The organism is Inquilinus sp. OTU3971 (assembly GCF_038440215.1).
The window spans coordinates 1-14,757 of record NZ_JASATH010000200.1 but is presented as its reverse complement, the minus strand read 5'-3'; the positions used below and the strand labels follow the sequence as shown (position 1 = coordinate 14,757).

The 14,757-nt window shown below is 69.7% G+C and carries 14 protein-coding genes; 9 read left to right on the top strand and 5 right to left on the bottom strand.

Going from position 1 to position 14,757, the window contains the following annotated elements; genetic code table 11:
- Positions 1–316 precede the first annotated feature (316 nt).
- The 7 genes from AAHM41_RS33465 (at position 317) to AAHM41_RS33435 (ending at position 8,301) form a co-directional block, all read left to right on the top strand.
- Positions 317–1,693 carry an FAD-containing oxidoreductase gene (locus AAHM41_RS33465; protein WP_342240965.1) on the top strand — a complete coding sequence of 459 codons (1,377 nt, stop codon included), beginning with the start codon at positions 317–319 and terminating at the stop codon, positions 1,691–1,693.
- On the top strand, positions 1,690–1,968 hold the full coding sequence (locus AAHM41_RS33460) for an acyl carrier protein (RefSeq protein ID WP_342240964.1): 279 nt from the start codon (positions 1,690–1,692) through the stop codon (positions 1,966–1,968). Before AAHM41_RS33465 ends, AAHM41_RS33460 begins: the two co-directional genes overlap by 4 nt.
- Before the next feature lie 119 nt (positions 1,969–2,087).
- Positions 2,088–3,878: a tetratricopeptide repeat protein gene (locus AAHM41_RS33455; RefSeq protein WP_342240963.1), complete on the top strand. Its 1,791-nt coding sequence runs from the start codon at positions 2,088–2,090 to the stop codon at positions 3,876–3,878.
- Positions 3,875–4,414 carry a GNAT family N-acetyltransferase gene (locus AAHM41_RS33450; RefSeq protein ID WP_342240962.1) on the top strand — a complete coding sequence of 180 codons (540 nt, stop codon included), beginning with the start codon at positions 3,875–3,877 and terminating at the stop codon, positions 4,412–4,414. Before AAHM41_RS33455 ends, AAHM41_RS33450 begins: the two co-directional genes overlap by 4 nt.
- 86 nt (positions 4,415–4,500) lie before the next feature.
- Positions 4,501–5,565 (top strand): alpha/beta fold hydrolase, encoded by a 1,065-nt coding sequence (locus tag AAHM41_RS33445; RefSeq protein WP_342240961.1) that lies wholly within the window; start codon positions 4,501–4,503, stop codon positions 5,563–5,565.
- A 53-nt stretch (positions 5,566–5,618) separates the two neighbouring features.
- Complete coding sequence (locus AAHM41_RS33440) at positions 5,619–6,173, top strand: thioredoxin family protein (RefSeq protein WP_342240960.1); 555 nt, start codon at positions 5,619–5,621, stop codon at positions 6,171–6,173.
- Between the two features lie 637 nt (positions 6,174–6,810).
- Complete coding sequence (locus AAHM41_RS33435) at positions 6,811–8,301, top strand: calcium-binding protein (RefSeq protein ID WP_342240959.1); 1,491 nt, start codon at positions 6,811–6,813, stop codon at positions 8,299–8,301.
- A gap of 66 nt (positions 8,302–8,367) precedes the next feature.
- On the opposite strand, the gene AAHM41_RS33430 is transcribed toward AAHM41_RS33435, so the two are convergent.
- Complete coding sequence (locus AAHM41_RS33430; protein WP_342240958.1) at positions 8,368–9,246, bottom strand: NmrA/HSCARG family protein; 879 nt, start codon at positions 9,244–9,246, stop codon at positions 8,368–8,370.
- Between the two features lie 98 nt (positions 9,247–9,344).
- Between AAHM41_RS33430 and AAHM41_RS33425 the strand changes: the two genes are divergently transcribed.
- Complete coding sequence (locus AAHM41_RS33425; protein ID WP_342240957.1) at positions 9,345–10,244, top strand: LysR family transcriptional regulator; 900 nt, start codon at positions 9,345–9,347, stop codon at positions 10,242–10,244.
- Here the strand turns inward: AAHM41_RS33425 and AAHM41_RS33420 are convergent.
- The gene (locus AAHM41_RS33420) at positions 10,241–10,594 is read right to left on the bottom strand and encodes an ArsC family reductase (protein ID WP_342240956.1); all 354 of its coding nucleotides are present in this window, start codon (positions 10,592–10,594) and stop codon (positions 10,241–10,243) included. The two genes, AAHM41_RS33425 and AAHM41_RS33420, sit on opposite strands and share 4 nt — an antisense overlap.
- 136 nt (positions 10,595–10,730) lie before the next feature.
- Here AAHM41_RS33420 and AAHM41_RS33415 point away from each other — a divergent pair, with 136 nt between their 5' ends.
- Positions 10,731–11,231 carry a GFA family protein gene (locus AAHM41_RS33415; protein ID WP_342240955.1) on the top strand — a complete coding sequence of 167 codons (501 nt, stop codon included), beginning with the start codon at positions 10,731–10,733 and terminating at the stop codon, positions 11,229–11,231.
- A gap of 39 nt (positions 11,232–11,270) precedes the next feature.
- On the opposite strand, the gene AAHM41_RS33410 is transcribed toward AAHM41_RS33415, so the two are convergent.
- From AAHM41_RS33410 to AAHM41_RS33400, 3 genes are all read right to left on the bottom strand, one after another.
- Positions 11,271–12,407 carry a hypothetical protein gene (locus tag AAHM41_RS33410; protein ID WP_342240954.1) on the bottom strand — a complete coding sequence of 379 codons (1,137 nt, stop codon included), beginning with the start codon at positions 12,405–12,407 and terminating at the stop codon, positions 11,271–11,273.
- A 61-nt stretch (positions 12,408–12,468) separates the two neighbouring features.
- Positions 12,469–13,710: an MFS transporter gene (locus AAHM41_RS33405; protein ID WP_342240953.1), complete on the bottom strand. Its 1,242-nt coding sequence runs from the start codon at positions 13,708–13,710 to the stop codon at positions 12,469–12,471.
- Positions 13,711–13,811: 101 nt separating this feature from the next.
- On the bottom strand, positions 13,812–14,757 hold a 946-nt coding region (locus AAHM41_RS33400; protein WP_342240952.1), incomplete at its 5' end, for a LysR substrate-binding domain-containing protein.

The window sequence follows — 14,757 nt, the reverse complement described above, 5'->3', positions numbered from 1 at the left end:
TCGCGCCCGCGGCCGGGGGCCGCTGCCCCCCCCCCCCCCCCCCGCCGCTGGCTGTCAGGCCTTCTTGGACGTCAGGCCAACCGAAGACGGCGCACCGGGTTTCGCTTTTTCCGGGGCGCTCTTCTTCGGCTTCTTGGCTTCCTTCGGCTTGCGCATTTGACCCTTGGCCATGGCATGCCTCCTTCGCTCGTGGGCCCGCACATCATAGCGAAACGCCACGGATCGTCATAAAAATTCAATCCGGGCCGGCGGCGCGAGAGATCCCGCTCCCGACGGCCGGATGCGCTATCCTTTCCTCGGCAACAGGGAGGCGGCGATGACCAGCTATGACGCCATCATTATCGGCACGGGCCAGGCCGGACCGGCGCTGGCGGACCGGCTGAGCCGAGCCGGGCAGCGCGTCGCCATCATCGAGCGCGCGCGCTTCGGCGGCACCTGCGTCAACACCGGCTGCATTCCGACCAAGACCATGGTCGCCAGCGCCTATGCCGCCCGGATGGCGCAGCGCGCCGCCGAATACGGCGTCATCCTGCCTGGCCCGCCCCGGGTCGACATGAAGCAGGTCAAGGCGCGCAAGGATGCCGTCTCCGGCAAGTCGCGGGTGGGGGTCGAGAGCTGGGTGCGCGGGATGGCAAACAGTACCGTGATCCAGGGCCATGCCCGGCTGACCGGGCCGCGCAGCGTCCGGGTCGGCGACGAGACCCTGACCGCCGAGCGGATCTTCCTCAATGTCGGCGGCCGGGCCACGGTGCCGCCGATGCCGGGCATCGAGGACGTGCCGTTCCTGACCAACAGCACGATGATGGACCTCGACACGCTGCCGGAGCATCTGGTGATCGTCGGCGGATCCTATATCGGGCTGGAGTTCGGCCAGATGTTCCGCCGCTTCGGGTCGGCGGTGACGGTGATCGAGATGGGCCCGCGGCTGATCGGCCGCGAGGACGAGGACGTCTCCGCCACCATCGCCGGCTTCCTGGAGAAGGAGGGCATCGCGATCCGCACCAACGCCAGGTGCCTCAGCGTGGCACGACAGGGCGACGGCGTGGCCGTGATGGTCGACTGCACCGCCGGCGCGCCGGTGGTGACGGGATCGCATCTGCTGCTGGCGGTCGGGCGCCGGCCGAACACCCACGATCTGGGGCTGGAGGCCGCCGGCGTGGCCACCGATGAGAAAGGGTACATCACCGTCGACGACGCGCTGCAGACCAGCGTGCCCGGCATCTGGGCTCTGGGCGACTGCAATGGCCGCGGCGCTTTCACCCACACCGCCTATAACGATTTCGAAATCGTCGCCGCCAACCTGTTGGACGGCGACAACCGCCGCCTCAGCGACCGGATCCCGGCCTATGCCCTCTACACCGACCCGCCGCTCGGCCGCGCCGGCATGACCGAGGCCGAGGCGCGCCGCTCCGGCCGCCGCATCCTGGTCGCCAAGCGGCCGATGACGCGGGTCGGCCGCGCCGTCGAGAAGGGCGAGACCGAGGGCTTCATGAAGGTCGTGGTCGACGCCGAGACGCGGCAAATCCTGGGCGCGGCCATCCTCGGCACCGGCGGCGACGAGGTGGTGCACGGGCTCTTGGACCTGATGTACGCCAAGGCGCCCACCGACGTGCTGCAGCGCTCGATGCCGATCCATCCCACGGTGTCCGAGCTGCTGCCGACCCTGCTCGGGTCGCTGGAGCCGGTCTCATGAGCGGGCGCGACCGGGCCGAGGCCGAGGTGCTGCGGGTGCTGGGCACCGCGGCGCCGGCGGGCCGCACCGTCACGCCGGACGACCGGCTGCTGGAGGATCTCGGCCTCGCCCCCGCCGACGTCACGCGGCTGGCCTGGGATATCGAGCAGGCGCTGGGCATCGACCTGCCGCGCGACGACCTGGCCTCGGTCTTCACCGTCCGCGCCCTGATCGACCTGGTCGACCAGCATTACGACCCGGCGACGGCCGATCCGCAGCACGGCTGGCATATGTGACCGCACCGGTCACGGTTACGACTAATGGATGAGTGCACTGCAGCAGAGGACCGGCTCTCCGGCGTTGCGGGATCGGGACGCAGACACCAAGCTGATTCAGCAGCTGGAGGCGCCCGCCCATGAATCCCCAGCGTCGGCTGACGGTCATCGTCTCGCTCGACGTCACCGGCTTCACAAGGCTGGTGCAGGAGGATGAGCGTGCCACCCTGGCGGCGCTGGCTTCGATCCGCCGCGACCTGCTGGGCGCGCCGCTGCGGGCTCGCCATGGTCATGTGTTCAAGACCATGGGCGACGGCGTGCTGATCGAGTTCTCGAACATCGAGGACGCGGTGTGCTGGACGGTCGACTTCCAGAAGGCGATGGCGATCCGCAATGCGCAGAAGCCCAAGCGGCCGATGCTGGTCCGGGCCGGCGTTGCGCTCGCCGACGTTTACGTCGAAGGCGAGGACCGCTTCGGGGCCGCCGTCGCCTTCGTCGTCCGCCTGCAGCAGGCGGCGCCGCCGGGCGGCATCATCATCACCCACTCCGTGCGCTGGCAGCTCGGCAAGTCGCTGTCGGCGCCCTTCATCCGCGAGATGAAGGCGTTGAAGGATATGGGTGACCCGATGGAGGTCTGGATCTGGGCTCCTGCCGGCACCGACATCGACCGTGCCGCAGCGGCGAATCACGACGGCGACGCGGCGGAGGATGACGAGGCCCTGCCCTCGATCGTCGTCCTGCCCTTCGACAACCTGTCGGGCGATCCCGCCGCGGCCGCGCTCGCCGACGGTGCGGTGGAGGAGATCACCGCGACGCTGTCCCGCATCCGCGACTTCACCGTCATCGCCCGCCATTCGGCCGTGGCCTATCGCGCCGCCGGGCGTCCCCTGGACCCGCGCGAGATCGCCCGCACCTTCAAGGTCCGCTACGTGCTCGAAGGCAGCGTGCGGATCTCCGGCAACCGGGTGCGGATCTCGGCGCAGCTGATCGATGCGGCCAGCGCCCTGCATCTGTGGTCCGGGCGTTTCGACGGGACGGCCGAGGAGATGTTCGACCTGCAGGACCGGATCGCCGAGGGCGTCGCCGGCGCGCTGCACCCCTCGATCCGGGCGGCGGAGATCGCGCTGGCGCTGAGCAAGCGGCCCGACAGCCTGGCGGCCTACGACCTGATGCTGCGGGCGCTGCCGCATCTCTGGGCCCACCGGAAGCCGGAGAATGCCGAGGCGATCCGGCTGCTGCGGGAGGCGCTGCGGCTCGATCCGGAATACAGCCGGGCCGCCGCCCTCGCCGCCTGGGCGCATGGGCAGCAGGTCACCTACAACTGGGCCGCCGACTATGCGGCCGAGCGGGCGGCGGGCGACCTCCTGATCAAGCAGGCCTCGGAAGGGTCGCAGGACGACGCGACGGCGCTGAGCGCACTGGCTACGGCGACCATGCTGCTGTTCGGCGACATCGGCCGGGCCGAGCAGTTCGTCGACCGCGCGCTGGCGCTGGACCCGAACCATGCCTGGGCCTGGACGCGCCGCGGCTTCCTGCACGTCTATCGCGGCAATCCGGCCGCGGGCCGGCCCTGCTTCGAACGGGCGATCCGGCTCAGCCCGCTCGACCCGTTCAGCTTCAACTGCTTCATCGGCCTGGGCCTGGCCGCCTTCGCCGAGGGCCGTCCCGACGAAGCGGCCGGCTGGACCCGGAAGGCGCTGCACCAGAAGCCGGCGGCGACCTGGATGTTCCGCGACCTCGCCACCTTCCTGGCCCATGCCGGGCAGATCGAGCCCGCGCGCGCGGCGCTGACGCAGTTCACGGCTTCCAGGCCCGGGCTTACCGTGTCGATCGTGGCCGACGCCCTGCATTATTTCGACCCGGATCTGCTGCGCCGCTATCTCGACGGCCTCATCCGCGCCGGCCTGCCCTCCGAGCCGGCGGCCCCATGACCTCCGACGAACTCGTCTTCCATCCGGTCGACGCGACACGCTGGCCCGATTTCGAGCGGCTGTTCGAGAGCCGCGGCGGGCCGAAATGGTGCTGGTGCATGGCGTGGCGCGCGACGCCGCAGGAGGTCAAGCTCGACGGCGCCGGCCGCAAGGCGGCGCTGCATGCCAGGGTGCGGGATGGCGTGCCGATCGGCATCCTCGGCTATCGCGACGGCGAGCCGGTGGCCTGGTGCTCGATCGCCCCGCGCGAGACCTACCGTCCGCTCGGCGGCCCCCCGGACGAGGAGCGGGTCTGGTCCCTCGCCTGCATGTTCGTCCCCCGCCCGCTGCGCGGCCGCGGCCTGGCCGATCGGCTGATCGCAGCGGCGGTCGAGCATGCGCGGGCCCAGGGCGCCACGGTGGTCGAGGCGTATCCGGTCGATCCGGATTCGCCAAGCTACCGCTTCATGGGCTTCGTCCAGGCCTTCGCCCGGGCCGGCTTCACCGAGATGGGCCGGGCCGGCAGCCGGCGGCACATCATGCGGCTGTCGGTCTAGCCGGCTTCCGTCAGGCCGATGGCGGATGCGGTCAAATCCGCGGGCTCTCCGACCCTAGAGTGGGACCAAATCACAGGGAGAGCGCGATGCGATCGTTCCGGTCCGTGCTGGCCGCCACCGCCGTCCTGGCGCTCTTCGACCCTCCAGCCTTCGCCGCCGACCCGGCCCCGACGGTGCCGGCTTCGGACCTTGCGGAGATCCAGCAGGCTTTTGACCCGATGGGCCCGGCGGTCCAGGCGCTGACCCTGCCGGACGGCCGGGTGGTGCACTACATCGACGAGGGCGAGCCCGGCTGGCGGCCGGTGCTCTATGCCAGCGGCACCGGCACCAGCGCCCGCGCCTTCGGCATGACCGAATACCTGCGCAGCCTGCGCACCCGGCTGAAGCTCCGCTTCATCAGCGTCGAGCGCAACGGCTTCGGCGACACCGAGTTCCGGCCCGGCTGGACGTACAAGGACTATGCGGCCGAGGTCCGCGCCGTGCTGGACCATCTCGGCATCCGGCAGGCCGCCGCCCTGGCCATCTCCGGCGGCGGGCCCTATCTGGCCGAGATCGCGGCGGAGATGCCGGACCGGCTGATCTCGCTGCACTTGCTGGCAGCCACCTCCGGCTTCGGGCCGGAGCGCAAGGCCTGCACGGCGTCGGAGGCCGATCTGACCGCAATGATGAAGGTGGCGCAGAATCCCGAGGCCTGGTGGGCCTATCCGGAGACCAGCCCGACCCGCAAGATCCCGGGCTTCGCCGACCGGGCCTATGAGGAGGGCGCGCGCACCTATTTCATCCGCGGCCAGATGGGCGACCTGCGCGGCCAGGTCGCCGAATACCGCCGCTACTGCACCGAGCCGAAGGCCGATGTCTCGAAGGTCCAGGTGCCGGTCTATGTCTATCACGGCACCGCCGACAAATCGGTGCCGCTCGACCAGGCGCAGTACTGGCAGGCGCAGTTCCCGAACCTGCGCAAGGCCCGGATCTATGAGGGCGAGGGCCATGACGTGCAGTACCGGCACTGGGACCAGCTGCTGCTGGACGTCGCCGGCCATGCCGGGCTGACCATGGTCTGCGCCGACGGAAAGTCGCAGGCGGTGCCGGACGCGGACGCCCAGGCGCTGCTGGCGAAGGGTGCGACGCTGGGCATCTGCGCTTGGCGCTGAGAGCCTGCTTGCGCGTAGACTGAGGGCACGGATCTCGCAGCGAAGGACGCGCCATGGCCACCACGCCCCCGCCCCTTGCCCTCGGCCTGCCGGCCCCCGGCTTCAGCCTGCCCGCCACCGACGGCCAGACCTATTCCCTGGACGACGTCGCCGGGCCGCGCGGCACGGTGATTGTCTTCATCTGCAACCACTGCCCCTATGTGAAGGCTGTGATCGACCGCCTGGTGGACGACGCCATGACGCTGCTGGCCGAGGGCATCGGCTTCGCCGCGATCTGTTCGAACGATGCCGTCGCCTATCCGGAGGACAGCTTCGAGCGGATGAAGGCGTTCGACGAGGCGCACGACCTGCCCTTCCCCTATCTGCATGACGAGGACCAGTCGGTGGCCCGGGCCTATGGCGCGGTCTGCACCCCGGACTTCTTCGGCTTCGACGGGCACCGGCAGCTGAAGTATCGCGGCCGGCTGGACGAGGGCCGCACCGGCCCGCTCCCGCCCCATGCCCGGCGCGAGCTGGTCGAGGCAATGATCCGGATCGCCGAGACCGGCGAGGCGCCCGCCGACCAGATGCCGTCGATGGGCTGCTCGATCAAGTGGAAGGCTGGCTGAGCCGACAGCACCATCATCCGCGCCCTCCGCCCCGAGGACGCGCAGGATGATCCGCCGCAGCGTCGGGCCGGCCGGGCGGAAGCCGGGATCGGTGGCGGCACGGACGAAGCCGCCGTCGAGCACCTACGGTCCGAAAGCGCCACAAACGGTCACTTCGCCGCGGCCTCAGAAGCGGATGGTCGCATCTCTGGCTAGTTGCTTCATTTTTGCGAGAATAACTTAGCTAGTATAATAATGATTCGACGACACATCGGCGATTTTGTCGCAAAAGCCATAATGTTGAAATAAATCGAAGATAATTGGCACAAAGAAGCGATTGACCCGTAGCGACTCTATGATAGAAGTCCTGCGTCGATCGTTTCTAAATGAATCACTTCATATACCTAAGCAATCCACTTCGATGTGACTGCTGAAATATCGATCATCTAGTGCATTGCGGGCCTTGCGGTCAGGCGAGGGCAGCCTGCGCATGCGCCCAGTTGCGAGAGAATGTCGGAGCACTCCTGCCGATTCTGACGCGGTCTCAGCGCATTCGTTTGTGGTTGAGGCTGGGTCTGACCGCTCGGAGCGCGACAACCCACACCTTTGACCACTGCGTCGCAGCCGTGGCGCCTCAAGCATGAGAAGGGAATAGACAATGGCCGTGCTCAACGGAACCGCGGGCGATGATGGCCTCACCGGCACAAACGATGCCGACACGCTCAATGGGTTCGCTGGTACCGATCGCCTGTACGGTCTGGGCGGGGCCGATGTGCTCAATGGCGGGGATGGCTTCGACCACATCAGTTATTTCGCCTCGGCTGCCGCCGTCTCGATCAATCTTGCCACTGGCGCTGCGAGTGGAGGCGATGCCACCGGCGATACGTTCACCGGCATCGAAGGTGTGGAGGGCAGCGCCTTCGCCGACGCGATCGTCGGTGACGCCGGCGGCAATTTCCTCAATGGTCGTTCCGGCAACGACAACATAGCCGGCGGAGACGGCGACGACACCCTCTTTGGCGACTACACGTCGACCGCGGGCGACGACAGGCTCTCTGGCGGAGCGGGCGCCGACTCGCTGAACGGGGACGGCGGCAGCGACTGGCTGATCGGCGGCGCGGGCGCCGACCATCTCCTCGGCGGCGATGGCAACGATATCGCAACCTATCTCGACTCGTCCGCCGCTGTATCGGTCAACCTCGCTACCGGCCTGGGCGCCGGAGGCGAGGCCGAAGGGGACACCCTCGACAGCATCGAGCGGGTCGGCGGCTCCAATTACAACGACACTCTGACTGGCGATGCGGCTGCGAATGAGCTCCGCGGCTTCTATGGAAACGACCTCATCGAGGGCGGCGCAGGTGCGGATACGATCTACGGCGACTATTTCGACGGCACCAGCCACTCGAACAGCGGCACCGACACGGCGTCCTACAGCAGTTCGTCCGCCGCCGTCGTGGTCGACCTCCTCGCCGGCACGGGAAGCGGGGGCGATGCTGCCGGCGACATCCTGTGGGATGTCGAGAACCTCACCGGCTCCAGCCACGACGATCGCCTCATCGGCAATGGCGGGGCGAATGTCCTCCGCGGCGGGGCCGGCGCGGACCAGCTCGATGGCGGCGCAGGAATCGACACCGCAAGCTACTACACCGGCACGGTCGGCGTGACGATCAACCTTGCGACCGGGACCGGCACGGGCGGCGACGCCCAGGGCGACACCTTTGTCGGCATCGAGAACGTCAACGGTTCGACCGTGGCCGACCAGATCACCGGCAACGCCGAAGCCAATGTCCTGAACGGCTGGACCGGCCAGGATGTGCTGACCGGCGCGGCCGGGGCCGACCGCTTCGTCTTCACCGCCGCCGGCGACAGCGCGGTGGGCAAGGCCGACCGGATCGCCGACTTCAGCCATGCCCAGGGCGACCTGATCGACCTGTCGGCGATCGATGCCAACAGCGGCGTCGCCGGGGACCAGGCCTTCAGCTTCATCGGCAGCGGGCTCTACACCCACCAGGCCGGCGAGCTGCGCGCCGCCAACACCAGCCCGGGGATCACCACCATCGCCGGCGACGTCAATGGCGATGGCGTCTCCGACTTCCACATCCAGCTCACCGGCAACCTGACCCTCGTCGCCGGCGACTTCGTGCTGTAGCGCCCGACGGACAGGCCCGGCGGATCCCGCCGGGCCTGTCCATCACAGCGGGTGGCGCATCCGCCATTACGGCGCCCGGTCGATCACGCTCCAGTCGAACCCGCGCGCCCAATCCGCAAAGCTGTGCCAGCCGACCTCGGGGAAGTTCCGACGCAACCCGGCGATATCGGCGGAATAGCCGGTCCGGTCGAACCATTCGAACATCAACGCCATGTCTTCGCTCTGCGCGCGCATCGCGGCGATCGGGAGCTCCTGATAGGCGATCGGGCGGCCGATGGCCTGCGACAGGATCTTCGCCTGATCCTCGCCGGTCAGCTCGTCCCCGGCAATGTCGAAGCGCCGGCCGAACACCTGCTCGCGCCGCTCCGCGAGGGCGGCGACGAAGGCGCCGATATCCGCCACGGCCACCAGCTGGAGGGCGCGCCCGGGCGGCAGGGCGAAGGCGTGCACCCCCTGGCGCAGCCCGGCGATCCCCCAGGGCGCGACGGCGTTCTCCATGAAAGCGACCGGCGCGCTGACGGTGTAAGGGATGTCGAGCCCGGCGATATGCCGCTCGACCCGTAGCTTGCTCTCGAAATGCGGGACGCCGGTGTTCTTGTTCGCGTCGCCGACCGACGAATAGATCAGATGCCCGATGCCGGCCGCCTTGGCCGCATCGGCGGCGGTGATCCCCTGGCGGGTCTCCTCCTCCGGTCCGGCCTCGTAGCTGTTGCCCATCAGGAACATCGTGTCGACGCCTTCGGCGGCCTGGCGCGCGGAGGCCGCGTCGCCGAGATCGCCCGCCCGGATCTCGGCACCGGCCGAGGCCAGCCGCCGGGCGCCCTCGCCGTCCGGCTTGCGGGTCAGCGCCGTGACGCGATGGCCCCGGACCAGCAAGGCGGCGGCAACCGCGCCTCCCTGCTGGCCGGTCGCGCCGGTGACCAGGACATGTCGTTTGGTGCTCATGGGTCTGCTCCTTCGTTCCCAACGGAGCAGAATTGGGGCCTCCCCTATCGGTCCATAATGAAGGATAATCGGGAAACGCTGTCCCACCCTCGCATACAATGCTCGATCTCAACGACATCCAGGTGTTCGCCCGCGTGATCGAGGCCGGCAGCTTCACCGCCGCTGCCCGCCTGCTCGGCATGCCCAAGACCACGGTCAGCCGCCGCATCGCCGCGCTCGAGCGCGAGGTCGGGGTGCGGCTGCTGCAGCGGACGACGCGCAGCCTCAGCCTGACCGATGCGGGGCGCCTCTATTACGAGCAGAGCAGCCAGGCCCTGCGGCTGATCGACGAGGCGAATCTGCGGCTGGCGGAAGCGCGGACGGAGCCGTCGGGGACGATCCGCATCTCGGCGCCGGTCGGCTTCGGCGGCCATTTCCTGACCGCCACGGTGTTCGACTTCCTGTCCGCCCATCCGAAGACCAGGGTCGAACTGCGCCTCACCGACGACAGGCTGAACCTGGTCGAGGACGGCATCGATCTCGCCTTCCGCACCGGGGTGCTGCCGGATTCCACGTTGATCGCCCGCAGGCTCGGCTCGACGCATCGGATCCTGTGCGCCAGCCCGGACTATCTTGAACGCTGCGGCGAACCGGCCGCGCCGGCGGATCTTGCCCGCCATGATTGCGTCATCGCCGGCCGATCGGCCGCGGGCGCCGCCTGGGTGCTGGACGGGCCGGAGGGCCGGGAGACGGTCACGGTGTCCGGGCGCTTTGCCGCGAACGAGATGCAGCCGGTGCTTGCCGCCGCGATCGCCGGCCACGGCATCGCCCAGCTGCCGCTCGGGATCGCCAAGGCCCCGGTCGCGGACGGCCGGCTGCGCCGCGTCCTGCCCGAGCACGCGACGCCGGCCGGCGGCCTCTACGCCGTCTATCCGAGCGGCCAGCACCTCTCGCCCCTGGTCAGGGCCTTCATCGAGCTTGCGGCCGAGCGGGTCAGCGCGGCCGGAGGGCGGCCCTAGCCGAACGCGGCCTCGTACCGCTCCGGCTTGAAGCCCACCAGCAGCGTGCCGCCGATATCGAGCACCGGCCGCTTGATCATCGAGGGCTGGTCGAGCATCAGCCCGATCGCCCTGGCCTCGGTCAGCCCCTCGCGGGCGGCGTCCGGCAGCTTGCGGAAGGTGGTGCCGGCGCGGTTCAGCAGCACCTCCCAGCCGGCCTCGCGCGCCCAGCCTTCGAGCGTGGCGCGGTCGATTCCCGCCGACTTGTAGTCGTGGAAGGCATAGGCGACGCCGCGCTGGTCGAGCCAGGCCCGCGCCTTCTTCATCGTGTCGCAGTTCTTGATGCCGTAGATCGTGACCGCCTTCGCCATGCTTCCGCTCGTTCGTCCGTCGTGCCGGCTCCGACCATAGGGGCGGCCGCGGCGAAGGTCACGGCCGGCGAATAGCTGACACCGGATGACAGCCATCGCCTGATAGGATGCGCCGGCACGGAAGACGAGGTTCGGGATGACCAAGGAGATTGGCGCGAAGATCCGGAAGGCGCCGGCGGAGGTGGCGGAGGGCCGGTGCCTGTGCGGCCGGGTGCGGATCGAGATCGGGATTCCGGCGCGCTGGGCCTGGCACGACCATTCCAGGGACAGCCGGCTGGCCCATGGCGCCGCTTATGCCACCTATGTCGGGTGCTGGCGCAGCCGTGTCCGCATCCTCAAGGGCGAGGCTGCCCTCACCCGCTTCACCGAGGAGGACACCGGGCGCACGCGCAGCTTCTGCCGGCATTGCGGCACGCCGGTGCTGTATGAACGGCCGCATGCAGCGCAGATGGTGAACATCCCGCGCGCCCTGTTCGAGACCCGCACCGGCCGCGAGCCGCTGTACCACATCGCCATCGAGCAGGCGCGGGAATGGACCTGGCGCGGCGAGAAGCTGCGCCCGCTGAAGGGCTTTGCCGGCGTGGTCTGGACCGGGCCGAAGCGGAAGAAGCAGCCTCTCATGGACGAGGAATTCTAGGCTCGCGGGCGTGTCGGGGCGGCGACGCCCACGCAGGCCTCAAGCCGTTCCTTCGTCACCATCGAGCACGACCAGCCGCTCGATGAACTTCCGCTTGGTCTCGTGCGCAGCCCGGATCGCGGCGAGGCGTCGATTGAACTCACTCCGGCTTCCATCCTCCGCGGCTAGCGCCTGGAGGTCGAGGAGCAGACTGACGGCGCGGTCATAGCCGGACGAGTTGCGGCGTGCGATCTCGACTTCGACCTCACGCCAGACGGCGGCGCCGCGCTGCCGGAGAACAACGATCCGGGCGCGGCGCGCCTTTGCCGCCTCCTCGGCCTGGCGGCGCCGTTCCTTCTCCAGACGTTCGGCCTCGGCGCGTTCGCGGGCAGCCGCGATCTCCTGCGCCCGAACCCGCAATGCGCCGGCTGTCCGCCGTGGAGCAGATGACGCCGGGCGCATGCGGAACCTGCGCTTGAGCTCGGCGGCGACAACATGGCCATCGCCGTCGGCGACCCGCAGCAGCAGTTCGGTCTTTTCGGCCTCGGGGATCGACGCCAATGCATCGCGCAGGCTGTCTCGGGACATCGCCGCAGCGGCCGTGCCGGTTTCGGCGGCCACCTGCACGAGATCCGGATCGATGTCGAAAAACCGGGCGAACGCTTCGAGCGGGTCGGTCAGCGGGCCGATGCCCGAAAGCGGCTCGACAGCGCCGTCGGAGACCACCTCGTCCTGCACCGCCGCCAGCCACAGCAGGTAGAACAGCCGCAAATCGCCCGACAGCACGTCGGACCGCAGCGGCGCGATTGCGGCCAGTTGGTCGGAATCTTCTTCCCAATGATCGTATGTCTCGACCTCATCGCGTCGGATATCGACGATCAGGTCGTCGCCGGAGGTCCAGACCTTGACATCGTCGCTCTCGCCGAGAAAGGGGTCGAGGTCGGAGACGCTCAGCAGACGGCCCGGCACCCGCAGCATCAGCCGCCGTGTGCCCCAATTCGCGAGATAGAGATGGAGATCGAACCAGCGCTCCATGAACTGGCGCGGGTCGCCTCGGAAATCACCCCAATTGTACTCGTTGGTGAAGCTCGTCGCCGTGATCCGCGCCCGTGACGACACCGCCCGCAGCGCCTGTTGCGCCGCCCTGTCGAGCGGACGGTCGATCGCCTGGAATTCGTAGTACTGGTATTCGCTCATGGGTGAGAACCCACCGCGATTCGGGGCACAGACACAAGGGAGCAGGCAGGCGCCCGCGTGATCAAGGGCGTGCGGGAACGGCGACCACCGCCGGCGTGTCGTCGATCGGGAAATGCAGCGCCGCCGCCACCAGCCCGGCGATCGCAGTGGCGATCCAGACCAGGGAATAGGAGCCGGTGACGTCGAACACGAAGCCGCCGGCCCAGGCGCCGAGGAACGAGCCGATCTGGTGGCTGAGGAAGCAGACACCGAACAGCGTGCCGAGATGGCGCGTGCCGAACACCTTGGCCACGAGGCCGCTCGTCAGCGGCACGGTGCCGAGCCAGGTCAGGCCCATCACCGCGCCGAAGAGCACGACCGACGCCTCGCTCTTCGGCGCCAGGAAGAAGGCGGCGATGGCGGCGCCGCGGATCAGGTACAGCCAGCCCAGCACCTGCTGCTGGCGGAACCGCCCGCCGAGCCAGCCGCAGCCCCAGCTGCCGACCATGTTGAACAGCCCGACCAGCGCCAGCGCGGTGGCGCCGAGCCCGGCCGGCAGGTGGCACAGCAGCAGGTAGTTCGGCAGATGCGTGCCGATGAAAGCAAGCTGGAAGCCGCAGGTGAAGAAGCCGAGGGTCAGCAGTCGGTAGCCGTGGTGGCCGAGCGCCTGCGCCACCGCCGCCCGCAGCGTCATCGCCGGCTCCGGTTGCGTCGCCGTGCCGCCGGCGCCCTGCCGGTCCAGGACCAGCCCGAGCGGCGCCACCGCCAGCAGGCAGGCGGCCAGCACCAGCAGCGACGCCGCGATGCCCGAGAGATCGGTGACCCATTGCGCCAGCGGCACCAGCAGCACCTGGCCGAGCGATCCGCCGGCGCTGGCCAGGCCCATCGCCATGCTGCGCTTCTCCGGCGGCGTGGCGCGGCCCAGGGCGGTCAGCACCACGCCGAAGGTGATGCAGCTGATGCCGATGCCGACCAGCACGCCGAGGCCGAGCACCAGCATCAGGCCCGACGAAGCCAGGGCGGTGAGGACCAGGCCGGCGGCGAAGGCCACGGCCCCGAAGGCGACCACCGGCGCCGAGCCCCAGCGGTCAGCGGCGGCGCCGGCGAAGGGCTGGGTGAAGCCCCAGACCAAATTGTGCAGGGCGATGGCGAAGGCGGTCAGCGTCACCGGCATGCCGCGGTCGAAGGAGAACGGCCCGATGAACAGGCCGAAGGTCTGCCGCGAGCCCATGGCCGCGCTCATGATCAGCGCCCCCGCCAGGATCACCAGCCCGGCCTGAACGCCGGGGGATGCGAGTTGCCTGCCTTCGGTCGCCGCCATCATCCGGGCCCTCCTCGCCCGGCCCCCACAATGGCGACCGGCGAAGAGGCCGGCAAAAGAGAAGGTTGCGACGATGGGTGAAGGATCTTCACCCGTTCGCGGCCTCAGGCGATCCGGCGCCCGGTTCCGGCCGCGTCCGGTCCGAACGCCTCGACCTCGCGCAGCAGCCAGCGCTTGAAACCCAGCAGGTCCGGCCGGCGCTCCGCCCCCTCGGAGCCGACCAGCCAATAGGCGGTCTCGGCCTCGATCGCGGGCAGGCCGACCTCGACCAGGGCACCGGCGGCGAGGTCCTGGTCGACCAGCGGCCGCCGGCCGAGGGCGACGCCGAGCCCCATCGCGGCGGCCTCGAACGCCATCTGGATGGTGTCGACGCGCAGGCCGGCGGCGAGGTCGATGCCCTCGGTGCCGGTCCGCTCCAGCCAGGCCTGCCAGTCCTCGCTGGCCGGGGTGACGTGGATCAGCGCGGCCCGACGCAGGTCGATCGCCCCGCCCTCGCCCGCCAGCGCTTCGCGACAGGCCGGGCTGCACACCGGCACCAGGCTTTCGCCGAACAGCCGGGTCCAGGCGGCGCCGGCGGCGCGGCTCATCCGGATGGCGAAGTCGAAGCCGTCGACCGGGAAGCCGACCTGCCGCCGCGAGGTGTCGACGGTGACGCCGATGGTCGGCCAGCGCTCGCCGAAGCGGTGCAGCCGCGGCAGCAGCCAGCGCGAGGCGAAGGTCGGGGCGCAGCTGACGGTGATGGTCCGGCGCTCGCGGTGATGCGGCAGGCGCTGGGTGCCGATGGCGATCAGCGACAGCGCCTCGGAGACATAGTGCAGGTAGTCCGCCCCCTCCTGCGTCAGCGACAGCCGGCGCGGCTCGCGGATGAACAGCTCGACGCCCAGCGCCCGCTCCAGCCCGACGATGCCGTGGCTGACCGCGCTCGGCGTCACGTTCAGCTCGGCGGCGGCCAGCTTGAAGCTGAGATGGCGCCCGGCCGCCTCGAAGAAGCGGAGGGCGGCGAGAGGCGGCAGGCGAAGCGGCATCGGCAGAGCATATCCCGGCCGGGCC

Excerpts from the sequence above, each read along its gene's own strand:
- AAHM41_RS33465 (WP_342240965.1), top strand. The coding sequence starts at position 317 with ATGACCAGCTATGACGCCATCATTATCGGCACGGGCCAGGCCGGACCG.
- AAHM41_RS33460 (WP_342240964.1), top strand. The coding sequence starts at position 1,690 with ATGAGCGGGCGCGACCGGGCCGAGGCCGAGGTGCTGCGGGTGCTGGGC.
- AAHM41_RS33455 (WP_342240963.1), top strand. The coding sequence starts at position 2,088 with ATGAATCCCCAGCGTCGGCTGACGGTCATCGTCTCGCTCGACGTCACC.
- AAHM41_RS33450 (WP_342240962.1), top strand. The coding sequence starts at position 3,875 with ATGACCTCCGACGAACTCGTCTTCCATCCGGTCGACGCGACACGCTGG.
- AAHM41_RS33445 (WP_342240961.1), top strand. The coding sequence starts at position 4,501 with ATGCGATCGTTCCGGTCCGTGCTGGCCGCCACCGCCGTCCTGGCGCTC.
- AAHM41_RS33440 (WP_342240960.1), top strand. The coding sequence starts at position 5,619 with ATGGCCACCACGCCCCCGCCCCTTGCCCTCGGCCTGCCGGCCCCCGGC.
- AAHM41_RS33435 (WP_342240959.1), top strand. The coding sequence starts at position 6,811 with ATGGCCGTGCTCAACGGAACCGCGGGCGATGATGGCCTCACCGGCACA.
- AAHM41_RS33430 (WP_342240958.1), bottom strand. The coding sequence starts at position 9,246 with ATGAGCACCAAACGACATGTCCTGGTCACCGGCGCGACCGGCCAGCAG.
- AAHM41_RS33425 (WP_342240957.1), top strand. The coding sequence starts at position 9,345 with ATGCTCGATCTCAACGACATCCAGGTGTTCGCCCGCGTGATCGAGGCC.
- AAHM41_RS33420 (WP_342240956.1), bottom strand. The coding sequence starts at position 10,594 with ATGGCGAAGGCGGTCACGATCTACGGCATCAAGAACTGCGACACGATG.
- AAHM41_RS33415 (WP_342240955.1), top strand. The coding sequence starts at position 10,731 with ATGACCAAGGAGATTGGCGCGAAGATCCGGAAGGCGCCGGCGGAGGTG.
- AAHM41_RS33410 (WP_342240954.1), bottom strand. The coding sequence starts at position 12,407 with ATGAGCGAATACCAGTACTACGAATTCCAGGCGATCGACCGTCCGCTC.
- AAHM41_RS33405 (WP_342240953.1), bottom strand. The coding sequence starts at position 13,710 with ATGATGGCGGCGACCGAAGGCAGGCAACTCGCATCCCCCGGCGTTCAG.